The organism is Gemmatimonadaceae bacterium (genome assembly GCA_019637445.1).
Classification (GTDB): domain Bacteria; phylum Gemmatimonadota; class Gemmatimonadetes; order Gemmatimonadales; family Gemmatimonadaceae; genus Pseudogemmatithrix.
Window position 1 is genome coordinate 660688 of sequence record JAHBVS010000001.1, and the last position, 15675, is coordinate 676362.

At 68.5% G+C, this 15675-nt stretch carries 12 protein-coding genes; 9 read left to right on the forward strand and 3 right to left on the reverse strand.

Translation table 11 applies throughout. The annotated features are described in order from the left end of the window. Positions 1–95 precede the first annotated feature (95 nt). The 5 genes from tig to KF709_03155 all read left to right on the forward strand — a co-directional run bounded on the left by tig (position 96) and on the right by KF709_03155 (position 5200). Positions 96–1340 carry a trigger factor gene (tig, locus tag KF709_03135; protein MBX3173374.1) on the forward strand — a complete coding sequence of 415 codons (1245 nt, stop codon included), beginning with the start codon at positions 96–98 and terminating at the stop codon, positions 1338–1340. 44 nt (positions 1341–1384) lie between these two features. Further along, on the forward strand, positions 1385–2011 hold the full coding sequence (gene clpP, locus KF709_03140; GenBank protein ID MBX3173375.1) for an ATP-dependent Clp endopeptidase proteolytic subunit ClpP: 627 nt from the start codon (positions 1385–1387) through the stop codon (positions 2009–2011). 179 nt (positions 2012–2190) lie between these two features. After that, complete coding sequence (gene clpX, locus KF709_03145; protein MBX3173376.1) at positions 2191–3438, forward strand: ATP-dependent Clp protease ATP-binding subunit ClpX; 1248 nt, start codon at positions 2191–2193, stop codon at positions 3436–3438. Then, the gene (yihA, locus tag KF709_03150; protein MBX3173377.1) at positions 3435–4076 is read left to right on the forward strand and encodes a ribosome biogenesis GTP-binding protein YihA/YsxC; all 642 of its coding nucleotides are present in this window, start codon (positions 3435–3437) and stop codon (positions 4074–4076) included. The genes clpX and yihA overlap by 4 nt, the downstream gene beginning before the upstream one ends. 278 nt (positions 4077–4354) lie before the next feature. Further along, positions 4355–5200 carry an acyltransferase gene (locus KF709_03155; protein MBX3173378.1) on the forward strand — a complete coding sequence of 282 codons (846 nt, stop codon included), beginning with the start codon at positions 4355–4357 and terminating at the stop codon, positions 5198–5200. A gap of 230 nt (positions 5201–5430) precedes the next feature. Here the strand turns inward: KF709_03155 and KF709_03160 are convergent, their stop codons facing one another. The 3 genes from KF709_03160 to KF709_03170 all read right to left on the reverse strand — a co-directional run bounded on the left by KF709_03160 (position 5431) and on the right by KF709_03170 (position 10473). Beyond that, a complete protein-coding gene (locus tag KF709_03160; protein MBX3173379.1) occupies positions 5431–5904 on the reverse strand; it encodes an NUDIX domain-containing protein in 474 nt (157 codons plus the stop codon). 2 nt (positions 5905–5906) lie between these two features. Beyond that, positions 5907–8222 (reverse strand): Flp pilus assembly complex ATPase component TadA, encoded by a 2316-nt coding sequence (tadA, locus tag KF709_03165; GenBank protein MBX3173380.1) that lies wholly within the window; start codon positions 8220–8222, stop codon positions 5907–5909. A gap of 181 nt (positions 8223–8403) precedes the next feature. Further along, the gene (locus KF709_03170) at positions 8404–10473 is read right to left on the reverse strand and encodes a hypothetical protein (protein ID MBX3173381.1); all 2070 of its coding nucleotides are present in this window, start codon (positions 10471–10473) and stop codon (positions 8404–8406) included. On the opposite strand from KF709_03170, the gene KF709_03175 reads away from it, so the two are divergent. The 4 genes from KF709_03175 to KF709_03190 all read left to right on the forward strand — a co-directional run bounded on the left by KF709_03175 (position 10468) and on the right by KF709_03190 (position 15477). After that, a complete protein-coding gene (locus tag KF709_03175) occupies positions 10468–12006 on the forward strand; it encodes a chorismate-binding protein (protein ID MBX3173382.1) in 1539 nt (512 codons plus the stop codon). The genes KF709_03170 and KF709_03175 overlap by 6 nt on opposite strands. 15 nt (positions 12007–12021) lie before the next feature. Further along, entirely contained in the window at positions 12022–13611 is a 1590-nt protein-coding gene (locus tag KF709_03180) for an FHA domain-containing protein (GenBank protein MBX3173383.1), read from the forward strand. Further along, positions 13608–14375 carry a hypothetical protein gene (locus KF709_03185; GenBank protein ID MBX3173384.1) on the forward strand — a complete coding sequence of 256 codons (768 nt, stop codon included), beginning with the start codon at positions 13608–13610 and terminating at the stop codon, positions 14373–14375. The genes KF709_03180 and KF709_03185 overlap by 4 nt, the downstream gene beginning before the upstream one ends. Positions 14376–14439: 64 nt before the next feature. Continuing rightward, positions 14440–15477, forward strand: coding sequence for a glycosyltransferase family 9 protein (locus KF709_03190; protein ID MBX3173385.1), 1038 nt, complete (start codon positions 14440–14442; stop codon positions 15475–15477). Positions 15478–15675 lie beyond the last annotated feature (198 nt).

A 15675-nucleotide genomic window follows, 5' to 3' on the forward strand; every position in this document is an offset into this window, starting at 1 on the left:
TTAGGGGCACAGGCAGCCCCCCGCCCCGCCTTGGCGAACCACGCCCGGGCGGGGCGGATTGCTCTGGCAGATCCCCTGACCCGCACGACATCCCAATGGACATCCAGATCACCGCCACCAAGGCCGATGGCGCCGAGCGCCGCCTCCAGGTGGCTGTTCCGCCGGCCAAGGTGGCCGAGGCCCGCTCCAAGGCGGCCACTCGCGTCGCCAAGCAGGTCCGCGTCCCCGGCTTCCGCCCGGGCAAGGCCCCGCAGAACATCATCAAAAAGCAGTACAAGGCCGCGATCGACCAAGAGGCCGTGGAGGCGCTGCTGCGCGAGGCCTTCGAGGCCGTGCTCGCCAAGGAGCAGTTGGACCTCGCCACGCAGCCGCACGCCCACGACGTGAAGTTCGGCGAGGACGACGGCCTGTCGTTCGAGCTGCACTGCGAGATCCGCCCGAAGATCGAGCTCACGAAGCTCGAGGGCTTCCGCGTGATGCGCCCGAAGTCGGACGTGACGGACGAGATGGTGCAGGAGCAGATGGATCGCATGCGCGAGCAGCGCGCCACGTGGACGCCCGTGGAGGGCAAGCCCAGCGAGGGCGACCTCGTGACGGTGCTGCTGTCCACGGCCGACGAGGGCGGCGAGCTGCCCGAGGGCAAGGAGTACCGGATCGTGCTTGGCTCCGGCCAGGCCATTGCCCCGATCGAGGAGCTGCTGCTGGGGCTGACCCCGGGTGAGACCGTGGAGCAGAGCGTGAAGTGGCCGGAGGACTTCCCGGACGAGTCGCAGCGTGGGAAGAGCAAGCCCGTGCGTGCCACGCTCAACGAGGTGAAGCGCAAGGAACTGCCGCCGCTGGACGATGCGTTTGCCGCGGAGATGGGCGACTTCCCCAGCCTCGAGGCCTTCACCAACACGGTGAAGGAAGACCTGGCCGATAATATGGTCAGGGAGGCCGACTCGGCCGCCCGGATGCAGTTGATGAACGAGATCGTGGACGCGAACCCCTTTGACCTGCCGCCGAGCTGGGTGAAGCAGATGCTCCAGGCCTATGCCGAGGCGTATCGCATCCCGCAGGAAGAGATCGTGAAGTTCGCCGACGAGATGCGCGAGGTGGCCGAGCGGCAGGTGCGCCGCGACCTGATCCTCGACACGCTGGCCGAGAAGGAGCAGCTGGTGGCGACGGAAGCGGACGTGGACGCGAAGGTGGCGGAACTGGCCGGCAAGCGTAACGAAGAGCCGGGCAAGCTCTACGCGACCTTGCAGAAGGCGGGACGCCTCCGCGAGCTTGAGCGGAGCATCACCGAAGAGCGCGTGTTTGCGTGGCTCCTCGAGCGGAACACGATCGAGCAGTCCTGAGTTTTCTTTTTTCTCCGATTCTTCCCCAGGAGGAGTAGGACCCGATGCCCATCATCCCGAATCCGTATGTGATCGAGCGGTCCAGCCGCGGCGAGCGCAGCTACGATGTGTACAGCCGCCTGCTGATGGACCGGATCATCTTCCTCGGGACGCCGGTGAACGACGACGTGGCGAACATGATCATCGCCCAGTTGCTGTTCCTCGAGGCGGACAACCCGGGGCGCGACATCCACCTGTACATCAACTCGCCGGGCGGCAGCGTTTCGGCGGGCCTGGCGATCTACGACACGATGCAGTTCCTGAAGTCGCCGGTGAACACGATTTGCATGGGCCTGGCGGCCTCGATGGGCGCCTTCCTGCTGGCGGCCGGTGCCACAGGCAAGCGTTCGGCGCTGCCGAACTCGCGCATCATGATCCACCAGCCCTCGGGCGGCGCGCAGGGTACGGCGGCCGACATCGAGATCCAGGCGCGTGAGATCATCTACCTGCGCCAGAAGATGAACGAGCTGATGGCCAAGCACACAGGCCGTCCGCTTGAGCAGGTGGAGCGCGACGTGGACCGTGACCGCTTCATGAGCGCCGAGGAGGCCAAGCAGTACGGTCTGATCGACCAGGTCATCGTGAGCCGCCTCGAGGCCGAGGCGGCGGCCCAACTGACCGCCACGAAGTGACGTGATTCCGGGGCGTTTGTGAAGGATTTCACGAACGCCCCGACCCTTTTCTTGACCCCCCCGAGCCCCGGCGTTACTCATCCGGAGGTCGGGCGTCGAACCTAGGCCCGTCGGCCAACCGGCCGCCGGACGGGTGCCCGTTTCGGTATCCGCAGACCCGCTCTCCAGTCCCTTACGCGATGTCCCAAGACCGACACCTGCGTTGCTCGTTCTGCGGCAAGTCCAAGGACGCCGTCCGGAAGTTCATTTCCGGGCCGTCCGTGTACATCTGCAACGAGTGCATCGCCCTCTGCAACGAGATCCTGGCGGAGGATGAAGAGCGCGAGGTAGCGGAGACGCACACCCAGGTCCCTGCCCCGCAGGAGATCAAGGGTGTGCTGGACCAGTACGTGATCGGGCAGGAAGCCGCGAAGAAGGCGCTGTCGGTGGCGGTCTACAACCACTACAAGCGCATCAACTCGGGCGCCAAGCGCGAGGGCGAGGTCGAGCTCGACAAGTCGAACATCCTGCTCCTCGGCCCCACGGGCGTGGGCAAGACGCTGCTGGCGCAGACGCTGGCACGCATCCTCGACGTGCCGTTCACGATCGCCGACGCCACGACGCTCACCGAAGCTGGTTACGTAGGCGAGGACGTCGAGAACATCCTGGTGCGGCTGCTGCAGGCCGGCGACTTCAATGTCGCGGAGTGCGAGCGCGGCATCGTGTACATCGACGAGATCGACAAGATCGCGCGGAAGTCGGAGAACCCGAGCATCACGCGTGACGTCTCCGGTGAAGGTGTGCAGCAGGCCCTGCTCAAGATTCTCGAGGGCACGGTGGCCAGCGTGCCGCCGCAGGGCGGCCGCAAGCACCCGCAGCAGGAGTACATCCAGATCAACACGAAGGACATCCTGTTCATCTGCGGTGGTGCCTTCGACGGCCTCGAGAAGATCATCGAGGCGCGGCTGGGCAAGCGGCAGATCGGCTTCGGCGGCGACGGCCCGAAGAACAAGGTCGAGGCTTCGGCGACGAACGTCTTTGGCGAGGTGGAGCCGGAGGACCTGCTCCGCTTCGGCCTGATTCCCGAGTTGGTGGGCCGTCTGCCGGTGACGGTGCCGCTGCAGGGGCTGGACGAGGACGCGTTGGTGACGATCCTCAAGGAGCCGAAGAACGCGCTCACGAAGCAGTACAAGAAGCTCTTCGAGCTCGAGGACGTGCAGCTGACCTTCGACGATGCGGCGCTCAAGGCGATCGCGCGGAAAGCGATCCAGCGCGGCACGGGCGCCCGTGGCCTGCGGGCGATCGTCGAGGAGCTGCTGCTGGAGACGATGTTCGACCTGCCCTCGCGCGATGACGTGCTCGAGGTGCGCGTGACGGAGGCGACGGTCACGCAGCAGCAGCCGCCGCTGCTGGAAATCACCGCCCAGCGCCAGAAGAAGGAAGCGTGAGCGGGACCGCAGGATCGGGCGCCGCGCCCGACCCGCTCCCGATTCGGAAGATCGACTACCTGGGCCCGATGGCCGCCGCTGGCGGCTGGCGCCCGGACACGTCGCTGCCCGAGGTGGCCTTCGGTGGCCGCTCGAACGTGGGCAAGAGCTCGCTGATCAACGCGCTGGTGCGTCGGAAGGCGCTGGCCCGCGTGTCCAAGACGCCGGGCCGCACACGCGAGATCCATTTCTTCGGCGTGAACGACCTCTTCACGCTGGTGGACCTGCCGGGCTACGGCTACGCGAAGATCTCGAAGGAGCGCCAGGCGGAGTGGCGGCCGTTGATCGAGGGCTACCTGCGCCACGCGCCGCAGCTGCGGGGCATCGTGCAGCTTCTGGATGTGCGCCGCGACCCTTCCGACGATGACCGGCAGATGTTGGACCTGCTGGCCGAGCTGGAGCTGCCGACACTGGTCTGCGTGACGAAGGTGGACAAGTTGTCGAAGGGCGCGGTGGCGGGGCGGATCAAGGAGCTGGCGCGCGGGTTGGCGTTGGATCCGGAGCAGGTGATTGCGTTCTCGTCAGTAACTGGAGCTGGGCGGGATGAGCTTGCAGCCGCTGTTGTGTCCCTGGTGTCGGGGCCGGTGGCTGAAGGCTGAGTGCGCCGGGGGCTGGGCTGCGTGTCTGGGCTGGGATCCGTGTGAATTGCCACAGAGGCACAGAGACACAGAGGGCTCCGTGCGCGAACTTCGGTGTCGAGCGCGGTTCGAATCAGAACTACTTGGGGGAACGACAGCTTGCTCTCGGGCTGTCGTTCCCCCTTTTTCTTCTTGTTGGGGTTGGCGCTCGATGTGTCGGCCGGTGGCGACCCCCTCTGTGTCTCTGTGCCTCTGTGGCAAGCCGTTGATGTTTCCTTCCAGAAGACCGAGCCTGAGAAATGCCGAAGATCCCGCTCGCACCATTGCCGACCCGTCCAACGGAGCCGCTGGAGGACCAGTGGCTCGCGCGACTCGAAACTGCGCTGGCGGATTCCAGCACGGACCGCGCCCTGCTCTGCCGGGACACGCTGCTGGAGTTGGCGTATCCCGAGTACGTGGGACGCTTCGACGCGGTGGTTGCCGACGAGTTGCTGCCGCTGGGGACGCGGCTGGCGGTGGCGGCGATGGACCCGCGGAATGTCACGCTGGAGCCCGAGTACTACGGCGACTGCGACCAGGCGCGCTTCCAGCGCGTGAAGCCGCTGCTCTGGCTTTGGTACTCGTTCGACCGGCTGCCGATCGGCGGGCAGGCCGTGCAGCTCGGCGTGAAGCTCCGGCGGCTGCTGGCGCCGCACATCTTCAAGAAGGTCGGGAGGAACTTCAAGTGCTTCCAGCACGTGGAGTTCTCGTTCGGCTACAACATGGAGGTCGGGGACGACGTGGTGGTGCATCGCCATGTGCTGCTCGACGACCGCGGCGGTATCAAGCTCGGCAACAAGGTCTCGATCTCCGACTACGCGAACATCTACTCACACACGCATTCGATCGTCGAGCAGGTGGACGTGACGAACGCAACGACCGTGCTCAGCGACGGCGTGCGCATCACCTACCACGCGACGGTGCTCGCCGGTGTGCACGTGGGCGAGAACGGCATGGTCGGCGCAGTCGCGGTGGCCACGAAGGACGTGCGGCCCTTCCACGTGAATGTGGGGATCCCGGCAAAGTCGGTGCGCGTGAAGCCTGGGGCGCCGTCGGATGATCGCTCGGACCGGCTCCGCACCAGTTCGGAGCGGTCGAGTTCGTAGGCGTTTGGGATCGGCGTGGCGGGGAACTGCTTTGCCACAGAGGCACAGAGACACAGAGGGGGGCGGGGCGGTGTCTAGGCTTCAGTGCAAGCTCTGAGGGTTCTTTTCTTGTGAACAGCGCGCGATGCCGACGGCACCGCGCGCTGTTCACATCCAGAAGTGCTGAGGCCGGCGCGCCGACGCTGCGGTCAAGTCGCGAAACCCTCTGTGTCTCTGTGCCTCTGTGGCAATCAGATCCCGTCCAAGCGCACGGACAGGACGTCATGCACAAGAGGCGTCCGCAGCAGCACATACGCATCGTCGAGATGCCGCCGCTCGTGCGGCCAGGTGAAGCGGCGGCGGGCCTGGGAGACCGTGAGCCACACGTGCTTGTCGTGCTCGTCGGCGCGGCGGACGGGGGCGTCCGGTGACACCACGGCGGCGAAGACCGCCGCCAGCTGCACGGTCTGCTTCGGAAGCAGGTAGAACGGGTGCATCGTCACGCTCAGGAGCTGCGTCGGAACCAGGCCCGTCTCCTCGGCCAGTTCGCGAAGCGCGGCGGCCTCGAGCGTCTCACCATCCTCCACCTTGCCGTGGACCATCTCCCAACTGCCCGGGCAACGCGTCTCGGCGCGGCGGCGCAGGACCAGTACCTGCCAACCCTTGAGCACGGGACGGAAGACGATCACGTCCACGACCCGAACCTCGACGGGGACTGGGCCCACCGTCAGCTGGACGCCTTGCGGCCGATCAGCGAGTGGATGCGCGCCGAGAGGGCGCGGGCGCGGAAGGGCTTGGTGAGGTAGTCGCTGGCGCCGTATTCGAAGACGCGCACCTCGCTGTCCTCATCTCCCTTCGCCGTGAGCACGATGACCGGCAGCTTCTGGGTGGCCGGCCGCGCGCGCAGGTGGCTGAGCACCCCGTAGCCGTCGAGGCGCGGCAGGTTGAGGTCCAGCACCACGAGGTCGGGCGCAAGCCGATCGACCTCATCGAGCGCGATGACGCCGTCGGCCGCTTCGTGCACGACGAATCCTTCGCGCTCCAACAGGTCTTTCATCACGCGGCGCAGCGAGTCCTCGTCCTCAACCAGGAGCACGCGCTTGGCGGCCGGCTTCTTCTCGTGCTCCTCGCCGACGAGTTCGAACGAATCGCCGGTGAAGGTCGCGGGCGCAGAGTGTCGCGTGCCAGCGCGGCGCTTCGGGGTGCCCGGGGCCGGCGCCGAGGGTGAGTCCTCGTCGTCGAGCACCGGCGCCGTCATCGCGGAAGGACGCGGGGGTGTAGACGACGTCGGCTTGCGCACCTCGACTTCCTGCGTCGTCACGCGTGGTGAGGCACCGGAGCGCGTGCCACTCTCGCCCGGGGCCTCGAGGACGCGCAGCAGCTCCTCGATCGTCGTCTCGCCCTGCCGCACGTGCTGCACGGCTGAGTCCCAGAGGGAGCGCATCCCGCCGTCCTTGGCGGCGTCGTTGATGCGGTCCACGCTCTCATTGCCGGCGATGCGACGCTCGACTTCCTCGGTCACCTGCAGGACTTCTTCGATGGCCAAGCGCCCGCGATAGCCCGTCTGTGCGCACTCCGGGCAGCCCACGGCGCGGTACAGCGTGCCCTGCTCCGGGAAGTAGCGCTGCAATCGGTCGGGGACCTGGCCCACCGCGAGCTCGCGGCACTGCAGGCAGAGGCGGCGCATCAGGCGCTGGGCGACGACACCCTTGAGCGCGGCGGCGATCTTGTAGCTCTCGATGCCGATGTCCACCAATCGCGTCACCGAACTGGCCGCGTCGTTGGTGTGCAGCGTGGAGAGCACCAAGTGGCCGGTCAGCGAGGCCTGGACGGCGATGTTCGCCGTCTCCTTGTCGCGGATCTCACCGACGAGGATGACGTCCGGGTCCTGGCGCAGGATCGAGCGCAGCGCGGCGGGGAACGTGAGGCCCGCCTTCTCGTTCACCTGCACCTGCACGATGCCCTGCAGCCGGTACTCTACGGGGTCCTCGACGGTCACGATGTTGACGCCGCGGCCCTGCACCGAGCGCAGCATCGAGTACAGCGTCGTCGTCTTGCCGGAGCCCGTGGGGCCGGTGACGAGGACAATGCCTTCGCGCGCCTGCAGCAGCTCGTGGATGCGGTTCAATTCATCCGGTAGCAGGCCCAGCGAGTCCAGCGAGAGGATCGTGCTGCGCTGGTCGAGCACGCGGATGACGACCTTCTCGCCCTGCGAGGCCGGCAGCGTCGAGACGCGCAGGTCCACGCGGTTCCCACTCACGGCGACGCGCGCGCGGCCGTCCTGCGGGCGCAGGCGGTCGGCGATGTCCAGCGAGGCCATGATCTTCACGCGGGAGACCAGCGGGATGCCCGCGGCCTTCGGCAGCTTCATCGCCTCGCGGAGCACGCCGTCGATGCGGTACCGCACCACGATGCCGCCTTCCTCCGGCTCGAGGTGGATGTCCGAGGCCCGGCTCTGGATGCCCTCGGCCACGATGCGGTCCACCAGCTGGATGACGGGACGCTCACCCGCACGCGCCGCGCTGAGGTTGATGTCGTCGTCTTCGGCGCTCTCGTCCACCGTCTCGACGTCGTAGGTGCCCTCGACGCGCTCGAGCAGCTTCTCAAAGAGGTTCTCGGGACGGTAGACCTCGTCGAGGCGCTCGCTGATCTTGCGCGGCGCGGCGATGCTCATGCGCACGGTGCGGCCGAGGGCGAAGGCCAGCGTGCGCTCGCAGTCGAGGTCCAGCGGATTGGCCGTGGCGATATCCAGCACGGAATCCGAGATCGACAGCGGCAGGATGCGGTATCGTCGTGCGAGCGTTTCCGGCACCTGTTCGCGGGCCGACTGCGACACCGAGCCGACGTCGGCGACGCGCATCCGGAAGCGCGCGGCCACCGCCTGCACCAGCGCCTCCTCGGTCACCCACCCTCGGCGGACAACATCCTCCCAGAGGCTCTCCGGTGGCTTCTCCCGGAGGGCCGACACTTGGGACGCATCGAGGAGGCCCTCGAGCGTGGCGATCAACCACTCGTCGCGGGCGGGTTTTGCGCTGCTGGTCATTCCGTGGTTGGGGCGGAACTCGTGAGAACGTGCGTATCTATAGCTAATCTACGCGAGCGGCCGAGAGTGGCCAGAAGATAGACGGCTCCGGGGGAGCGGTCGTCACCTCTCCATTGCCCATGCGCCCGGCTATTCCGGCCGCGGGCTCGTGATGCGCGTCACGAGTGCGGCCTCCCCGCCGTCAGAGGACCGGCCAGAGCTCGCGACTGACGTCCAGCGAGAAGGTCCAGCGTCCGTCGCGCAGACCGCGGGCGACGTCCACCCGGACGAGGTCGAAGAACCCGATGGCCGCGAGGCCGAGCGCCGGGTAGCTGCCTCGGCGGCCAGCCAGCCCGCGGTCGAGCCACACCGCATGCGCGAACGGCGCGAGACGTAGCGATGCCGGCACGCGGCCGAAACGACCCAGCGAGATTGGCACGAATGGGACCGACACCTGCCATTCCACGCGCTGGCTGACGCCCACGCCGCCCACCAGCGAGTGGAAATCGTAGCCGGGACCGGAGATCGGCCCGCCCAGGAAGACCTGCTCCTGCAGGGGGATGTCGCCGGCGCTGACGCCCGCCGCCAAGCTGCGCAGCACCAAGCGTCCAAGCGGCAACGCACGCTCCGTCTCCAGTGAGACGGCCATTCGCGCGAAGCGCTGCTCCCCCCCACCCGCCGTGGGCTTCGCCGTGCCAGCCGTCAGCCGTCCATCAGCGCGCGTGCGCGCCCGGCCTTCGCCGCTGAGCCACGCGCGCTCCCAGCCGAGCGTCGCGGCCTGTCGATCGACGCGCTCGGCCGGCAGCGTCGGCGCCACTCCGCGCCAGGCACCGCTCGCGTGCACCGTGAGCGGTGATTCCGCCGTGACCGCCAGTCCAAACGAGAGACGTCCGACACGAGGCGAGCGGCGCGCCAGTGTCAGTTCGCCGCCTCGAGAGGAAATGGGATTGGTCCAATCCGAGCCAAACTCCTGCGCGGCAATCGAGTTGCGCAGTCCGCTCACTTCGGGCGTCTCGCCGACTTGGCGCCAGTCGTCGTGCCCTTCCACCGTCAGCTCGAGCCCGCGCGGCGAGGCCCACGACAGGGCGCCACGTCCCTTCCACCGCGAGTCCGCGGTGCCGTACCGGCCCATCGCGCGCAGCTCGAGTCCAGACCCGACGCGCTTGGAGACACCTGCGCCCAACGCCAGACCCTCGACGCGGTCTGCACGGACGAAGTCGCTGATGCCGCGGGCCGCGAGGTTCCCGCTACGGGCGCGTGCCAGCGCCGTCGCCTGCACCAGCGCCCTGGCCTCCTCCTGCACCGCACGCACCTCGGCCTCGTCCAGCGCGCGCAGTTCCTCCGGCAGCTGGTCGAGGATACGCCCCTCGAAGGGATACGCGCGCAGCTCGCGCTCGGGGGCAGCCTCGACGATCTCGGCGCCGAGGAAGGTCTGCGTCGGCAGGCTGCGGTTGGTCTCGACACAGCAGATTTCCCATTTGCCGCGGATGATGCCCTTGGCCGGGAAGTCCATCCACGACGCAGAGCGGCGGATCTCGATCTCCTGGCGCCGTGGCAGCCAGAAGCGGCCGTCGACAAGGCCGTTCTCGAGGATCACCGAGACGTCCTCGAGCTGCGGGTCACGCAGGGCGGCGCGCGTGAAGGAGAGCGTCATTCGCACCACGCTTGAAGTCGCACGGTCCACGTACACGGCTCCGACTGCGGCGGGCCGCGAGGCATCCTTCGGACGCAGCCGCAGCATCATCACGTCGATCGACAGGCCCTGTCCGCGGATGGCCAGCGAGTCGCCCACCTGGAAGTCGTAGACCTCTGTGCCGCGCGGCGACAGCGGGTGGACGACGTCCAGGACCTCATCGCCGTCACCGAGGCGGATGATGTCGGGAAAGTTGTTCTGCACCACGGCCAGATGGTCGCGGTGGTAGTTGATGTCGGTGGGCAGCAACAGTGTGTCGCGGCGTCCGACGATGCGTTGCTTGCTGCGGTCCGGCGCGCCCCAATAGACTTCGACGACGATTTCATCGCTCTTCACGAGCGCCGGCGTCTGCAGGATGCCGTTGCCGAACTGGGCGAAGAAGGTGACGTAGCCCGTGGCGCGCGCGGTGTAGTCGCGGAGTCCGGTGTCGGCGAGCTGCAGGGCGCGGCGCGCCGTCGCGGCGCGGACCAGCTCCAGGGCGCGCGCGTCGTTCCACTCCGGCTGCTGGGCCGCGAGCCGGAGCGGCCCGGCAAGCAGGGCGAACATCAGCAAGGCGCGGGTGGCGCGGACCGGATGCATACAGGCAAGATCGCGGCGGGACAGGGCCGCAACAACTTCGAGACCTTCGCCGCGCGCGCGCTGCCGGGCAGCTTGGTGCCCGTGTGGCGCGATTGCCTGCTCGACGCCGACACCGCGGTCGGCGCCTTCCACCGTCTGCGCGAGGGTCCGTTCGCGTTCCTGCTCGAGTCGGCGCCCGCCGGGAGCGAGACCTGGGCGCGCTACACCTTTATGGGCACGGCGCCGCTCGCCGCGTGGCGATTGACGGACGGGGTGGTCGAGGACTGGAGTCCAGGCGCCGGCTGGAACGGCGCACGCGCCGTGGATGACCCGTTCGCGGATCTGCACGGCAAGCTGACCCGGTACCAGCCGGTCGAGGAACCCGAGCTCGGCCCCTTCTGGGGCGGCGCCGTTGGGTTCTTCGGCTACGATGTGGTGCGGCAGATCGAGCGCCTGCCCAGCGCGCCGCCGCGGGCGATTCCCTGCCCCGATGCGCTCTACCTGCTGACGCGGACCGTGGTCATCGTGGACAACCTGCGCGCCCAGGCGCGCGTGGTGACGTCGGTGCCGATTCCGCACGACGGCGCCGTGGACCACCGCGCGCTCTGGGACGAGGCCCAGCGCGAGATCGACACGACCATCGCGCGGCTGCGCGGCGGCCCGTCGCTGCCGCCGCTCGACCTCGAACTCGCCGCGGCCCCGGCTCAGGGACGCTCGACCTACACGCGCGAGCGATTCATCGCCGACGTCGGGCGCATCAAGGAGCACATCCTCGCCGGCGACGTCTTCCAATGCCTGCTCGCGCGTCGCATCAGCGTGCCGCGCGACTTCGAGGGCACGGCGCTCTACCGCGCGATCCGCGCGCTGAACCCGTCGCCGTACATGTACCACCTGGTGCTCGAGGACCTGGAACTCGTGGGCTCCTCACCCGAGTTGCTGGTGCGTGTGGCGGACGGCCGCGTGGTCGTACGGCCGATTGCCGGCACGCGGCCGCGCGGCGCCACACCCGAAGAGGACGCCGCCCGCGGCGAGGAACTGCTCGCCGACCCGAAGGAACGCGCCGAGCACATCATGCTCGTGGACCTCGGCCGCAATGACGTCGGGCGCGTGGCGCGCTACGGCAGCGTGAACGTGCGCGAGCTGATGGTGGTCGAGCGCTACTCCCACGTGCTCCACATCGTCAGCGAGGTCGAGGGTCTGCTGCGCGACGCCAGTTCGGCGCTGGCGGTGTTCAAGGCCGTCTTTCCCGCGGGGACGATGACGGGAGCCCCCAAGGTGCGGGCGATGGAGATCATCGACAGCCTCGAGCCGGAGCGCCGCGGGCCCTATGCAGGCGCCGTGGGGCACATCGGCTGGGGCGACGCGCGGATGGACCTCGCCATCACCATCCGCACCTGTGTGCTGGCGGGGGCCGAGGCGAACGTGCAGGCTGGCGCCGGCATCGTCGCCGACTCGGACCCAGCGAGCGAGTGGGAGGAAACCGAATCCAAGGCCCGCGCGATGCTCACGGCGATCGGCCGCGTGCGCGGGCGGGTCGCGCACCCTGTCGCTTAGGGGCATATTTCAGGCGTGCACTACCGTCTGACGGGCATCGGCAACGACTTCCGATTCGAACTCAAGGGCAGCGGCGTCTTCCACGTGGGGCGCGCCGTGACCAACGAGTGCGCCGTGGTGGACCCAACGGTCTCGCGCCAGCACGCCGAGCTCAAGCCGACCGAGAACGGCCTCGACATCACCGACCTCGGCTCGAGCAACGGCACCTTCGTCAACGGCGTCAAGATCGACAAGTCGCACGTGGCGCCCGGCGCCGAGGTCACCTTCGGCAAGGTGCCCTTCAAGCTCGACAAAGTCGAAGCGGCCAAGCCGGCCACGCCGGTCTCCACACCGGCCGTGCCTCCCAAGCCTGCGGGCGCGACGATTGTCCGCCAGATCCCGAAGACGGGCGAGCAGGGCGCGCTCGACGGCGACAGCGGCAAGCTCAACAAGCAGCTGGCGGGCCAGGTGGACCCGGCGGAGAAGGACCGGCGCAAGCTGGCCATCCTGCTCGAGGTCGCGAAGGGCCTGACGAAAGCGAAGGACGTGCACGGCCTGCTGGTGCAGATCGCCGAGTACGCGTTCCAGACGCTGGAAGCGGACCGCTGCGCCATCCTGCTGATGGATCGCGACGGTCATCTGCACCCGCAGATCTCGCGCGACCGGCGCGGCGAGTCGGCATCTGGCGAGGTGCCGCAGTCCATTGCGACGCAGGCGGTGGCGGACAAGGTCGCGATCCTCACCGGCGACGCCGGGGACGACCAGCGCTTCACCGGCCAGTCCATCGTGCTGCAGAAGGTCCGCTCGGCGATGTGCGTGCCGCTGATCGGCAGCGAGAACAAGCCGCTGGGCGTGCTGTATGTCGACAACTTCTCGCTCAAGCAGTTCGGCGAGTCGGACCTCGACTTCTTGATTGCCTTCGCCGGCATCGCCGCGGTGGCGCTGGAGAACGGGCAGTTCGCCGAGCGCATCCGGGTGGAGGCGCTGGCGCGCAGCAACTTCGAGCGATTCTTCACACCGCACCTGGCGGCGCGGATCGCGTCGAGCCCGGACGCGGTGAAGCTCGGCGGCGACAAGCGCCGGGTGGCGGTGCTGTTCAGCGACATCCGCGGGTTCACGGCGCTCAGCGAGACGATGAACCCGGACACGATGGCGCGGCTGTTGACGGAGTACTTCACCGAGATGGTGGAGTGCGTGTTCCGACACGGCGGCACGCTGGACAAGTTCATCGGCGACTCGGTGATGGCGCAGTGGGGCGCACCGATCGGCGAGAGCGACGACTGCGACCGCGCGATGGCGGCCGCGCTGGACATGATGATCGAGCTCGAGCGGCTGAATGCGCGCTGGAAGTCCGAGGGCCGACCGACGCTGGAGATCGGCATCGGGCTCAATGTCGGCGATGTGTTCGCCGGCAACATCGGCAGCGACCGCCGCTTGGAATACACGGTGATCGGCGATCCGGTGAACGTGTCGAGCCGGCTCTGCGGAAAGGCCGGCGCGGGCGAGATCCTGCTCTCGGAGAATTTCCGCGCGGCCTTGAGTGCGCCGCCGCCGCTGGAGCCGTTGCCGCCAATGGAGCTGAAGGGCAAGAGCCAAGCGCTGCCCGTCTTCCGCGTGCAGCGGTGAGCGCCGCGGTCCCGGCCGCGCCCACAGGGTACACGCAGCTCTCGCTCGCCGGAGCGACCGTCGTCGCCCGCACGGATGCCGTGGACGGCATCACCGCCGCGTTTGCCACGGCGCGCACCTTGCACTGTTGGGCCGCCACGACGCCGGGCGCACGCCCCTTCAGCGGCCGCGCGACCGCGTGGGCGGCCGCGTTGCCGGGCAGCGCGACGACAGTCGTCGTGCGCCACGCGCGCCACGGTGGGCTGTTGGCGCGCGCCACCGGCGACCTGTTTCGCTGGCCGTCGCGCGCGCCTTGGGAGCTCGACGCGAGCCGGCGCCTGCTCGCGGGTGGCGTGCCCACGCCGACGGTCGTCGCCTACGCGCTGTATCCGGCCGGACTCGGCTTCTGCCGCGCGGACGTGGCGACGGGCCTGCTGCCGGACGGCGCGGACTTCCCTGCGTTCTGGGGTAGCGCGGACTCGACGGCCCGCCGTGACGCCATCGCCGCGGTGGGCACGCTGCTGCGTCGGCTCTCGGCGCTCGGGGCGCACCACGAGGACCTCAACATCAAGAACCTGCACCTCGCGCGGACGAGCGGTGGCCTGGTGGCGTACGCACTGGACGTGGACCGCGTGGTGTTCGGGCACGCGGTGGACGCGGCGCGCGCGCGGAACCTGGCGAGGCTCACGCGGTCGCTGGAGAAGTGGCGTGTGCAGCAGGGCCTCGAAGTGGACGAGTCCACGCGCGCCGCAATCGCGCAGGCGGCGATGGAGCCGCAGCCGTGATGCCGCGCGAGGATGGCCACGGAGGCGCGGCCGTGTTGCTGCACGACGACGAGGCGCTGCACCCGTGACCCTTCAGGTGCCGATGGACCGCGTCTGCATCGTGATGACCTCCGCCGTGGGCGACAGCGTGCACGTGCTGCCGGTGATCACCGCACTCAAGCGGCACCACCCGGCGATGCATCTCAGCTGGGTGCTGCAGCCAGGCCCCACCGCCCTGATGCGCGGGCATCCCGATGTGGATGCGTTTATCCCCTTCCAGTACGGCAGCGGATGGAAGGCCTACGCCGACCTGCGGCGTGCACTGCGGGCGCAACGATTCGACCTCGTGATCGACCTGCAGGTTTCGCTGAAGGCCGGCATCATCACGTCGTTCACCCGCGCGCCCGTGAAGCTCGGCTTCGATCGCGCCCGCGCGCGCGACGCGAACTGGCTGTTCACCACGCATCGCATTCCCGCGCACGCCTACCAGCACGTGCAGGACCAGTACTTCGAGTTTCTATCACACCTCGGGGTGGCGCCGGCACCCGTACGCTGGAACCTTGGCGTGCGCGACGATGAGCGGGAGGCGCAACGCGAGTTGCTGGGCCGATTCGAGCGCCCCATCGCCTCGATCGTCGTCGGAACCAGCGACGCCGATCGCGACTGGATGCCGGAGCGCTGGGCGGAGGTCTGCGATGCGCTTTGGACGGATTTCGGATTGCAGCCCGTGCTCGTGGGCGGCCCCTCGAGACGGGAGCAGCAGACCGCGACGGCAATCCAGCACCACGCTCGTGCGAGTCGCCCGTTCAATGCGCTGGCGCACGGCGGGCTGCGCGGACTGGTTGGGATCCTGGATGGGTCGGCGCTCGTGCTGGCGCTGGACACGGCGCCATTGCACATCGCAGTGGCGCTCGGCAAGCCCGTGGTGGCGTTGATGGCCCAGGCGGATCCGAAGCGATCCGGACCCTATGGCCAGGGGCTTGAGCTGGTCGTGAATGCCTTTGCGGAGCCGGACGATCCGCCCGATGCAGTGATCTGGGAGCGGCGGCGCGGGCGGATGTCTCGGATCACGGTCGCCGATGTGCTTGAGCGCGTGCGGCGGTGGAAGGCTCGAGGTGCCTAGGGATGGATTGGCGTGGCGAGTTCTTGCCACAGAGGCACAGAGACACAGAGGTTTGATGCGCGCTGCTCACGGCAGCGGCGCGGCCTCTCTGTCTTCTTGTGCTTGAACTGCGCGCGCCATTCGCGGTAGCGAGCGCTGATTCGTGGAGGTCCTACGCTCCCGCACGCGAAGGACAGCTCGGCATCCCGACACCTCTGT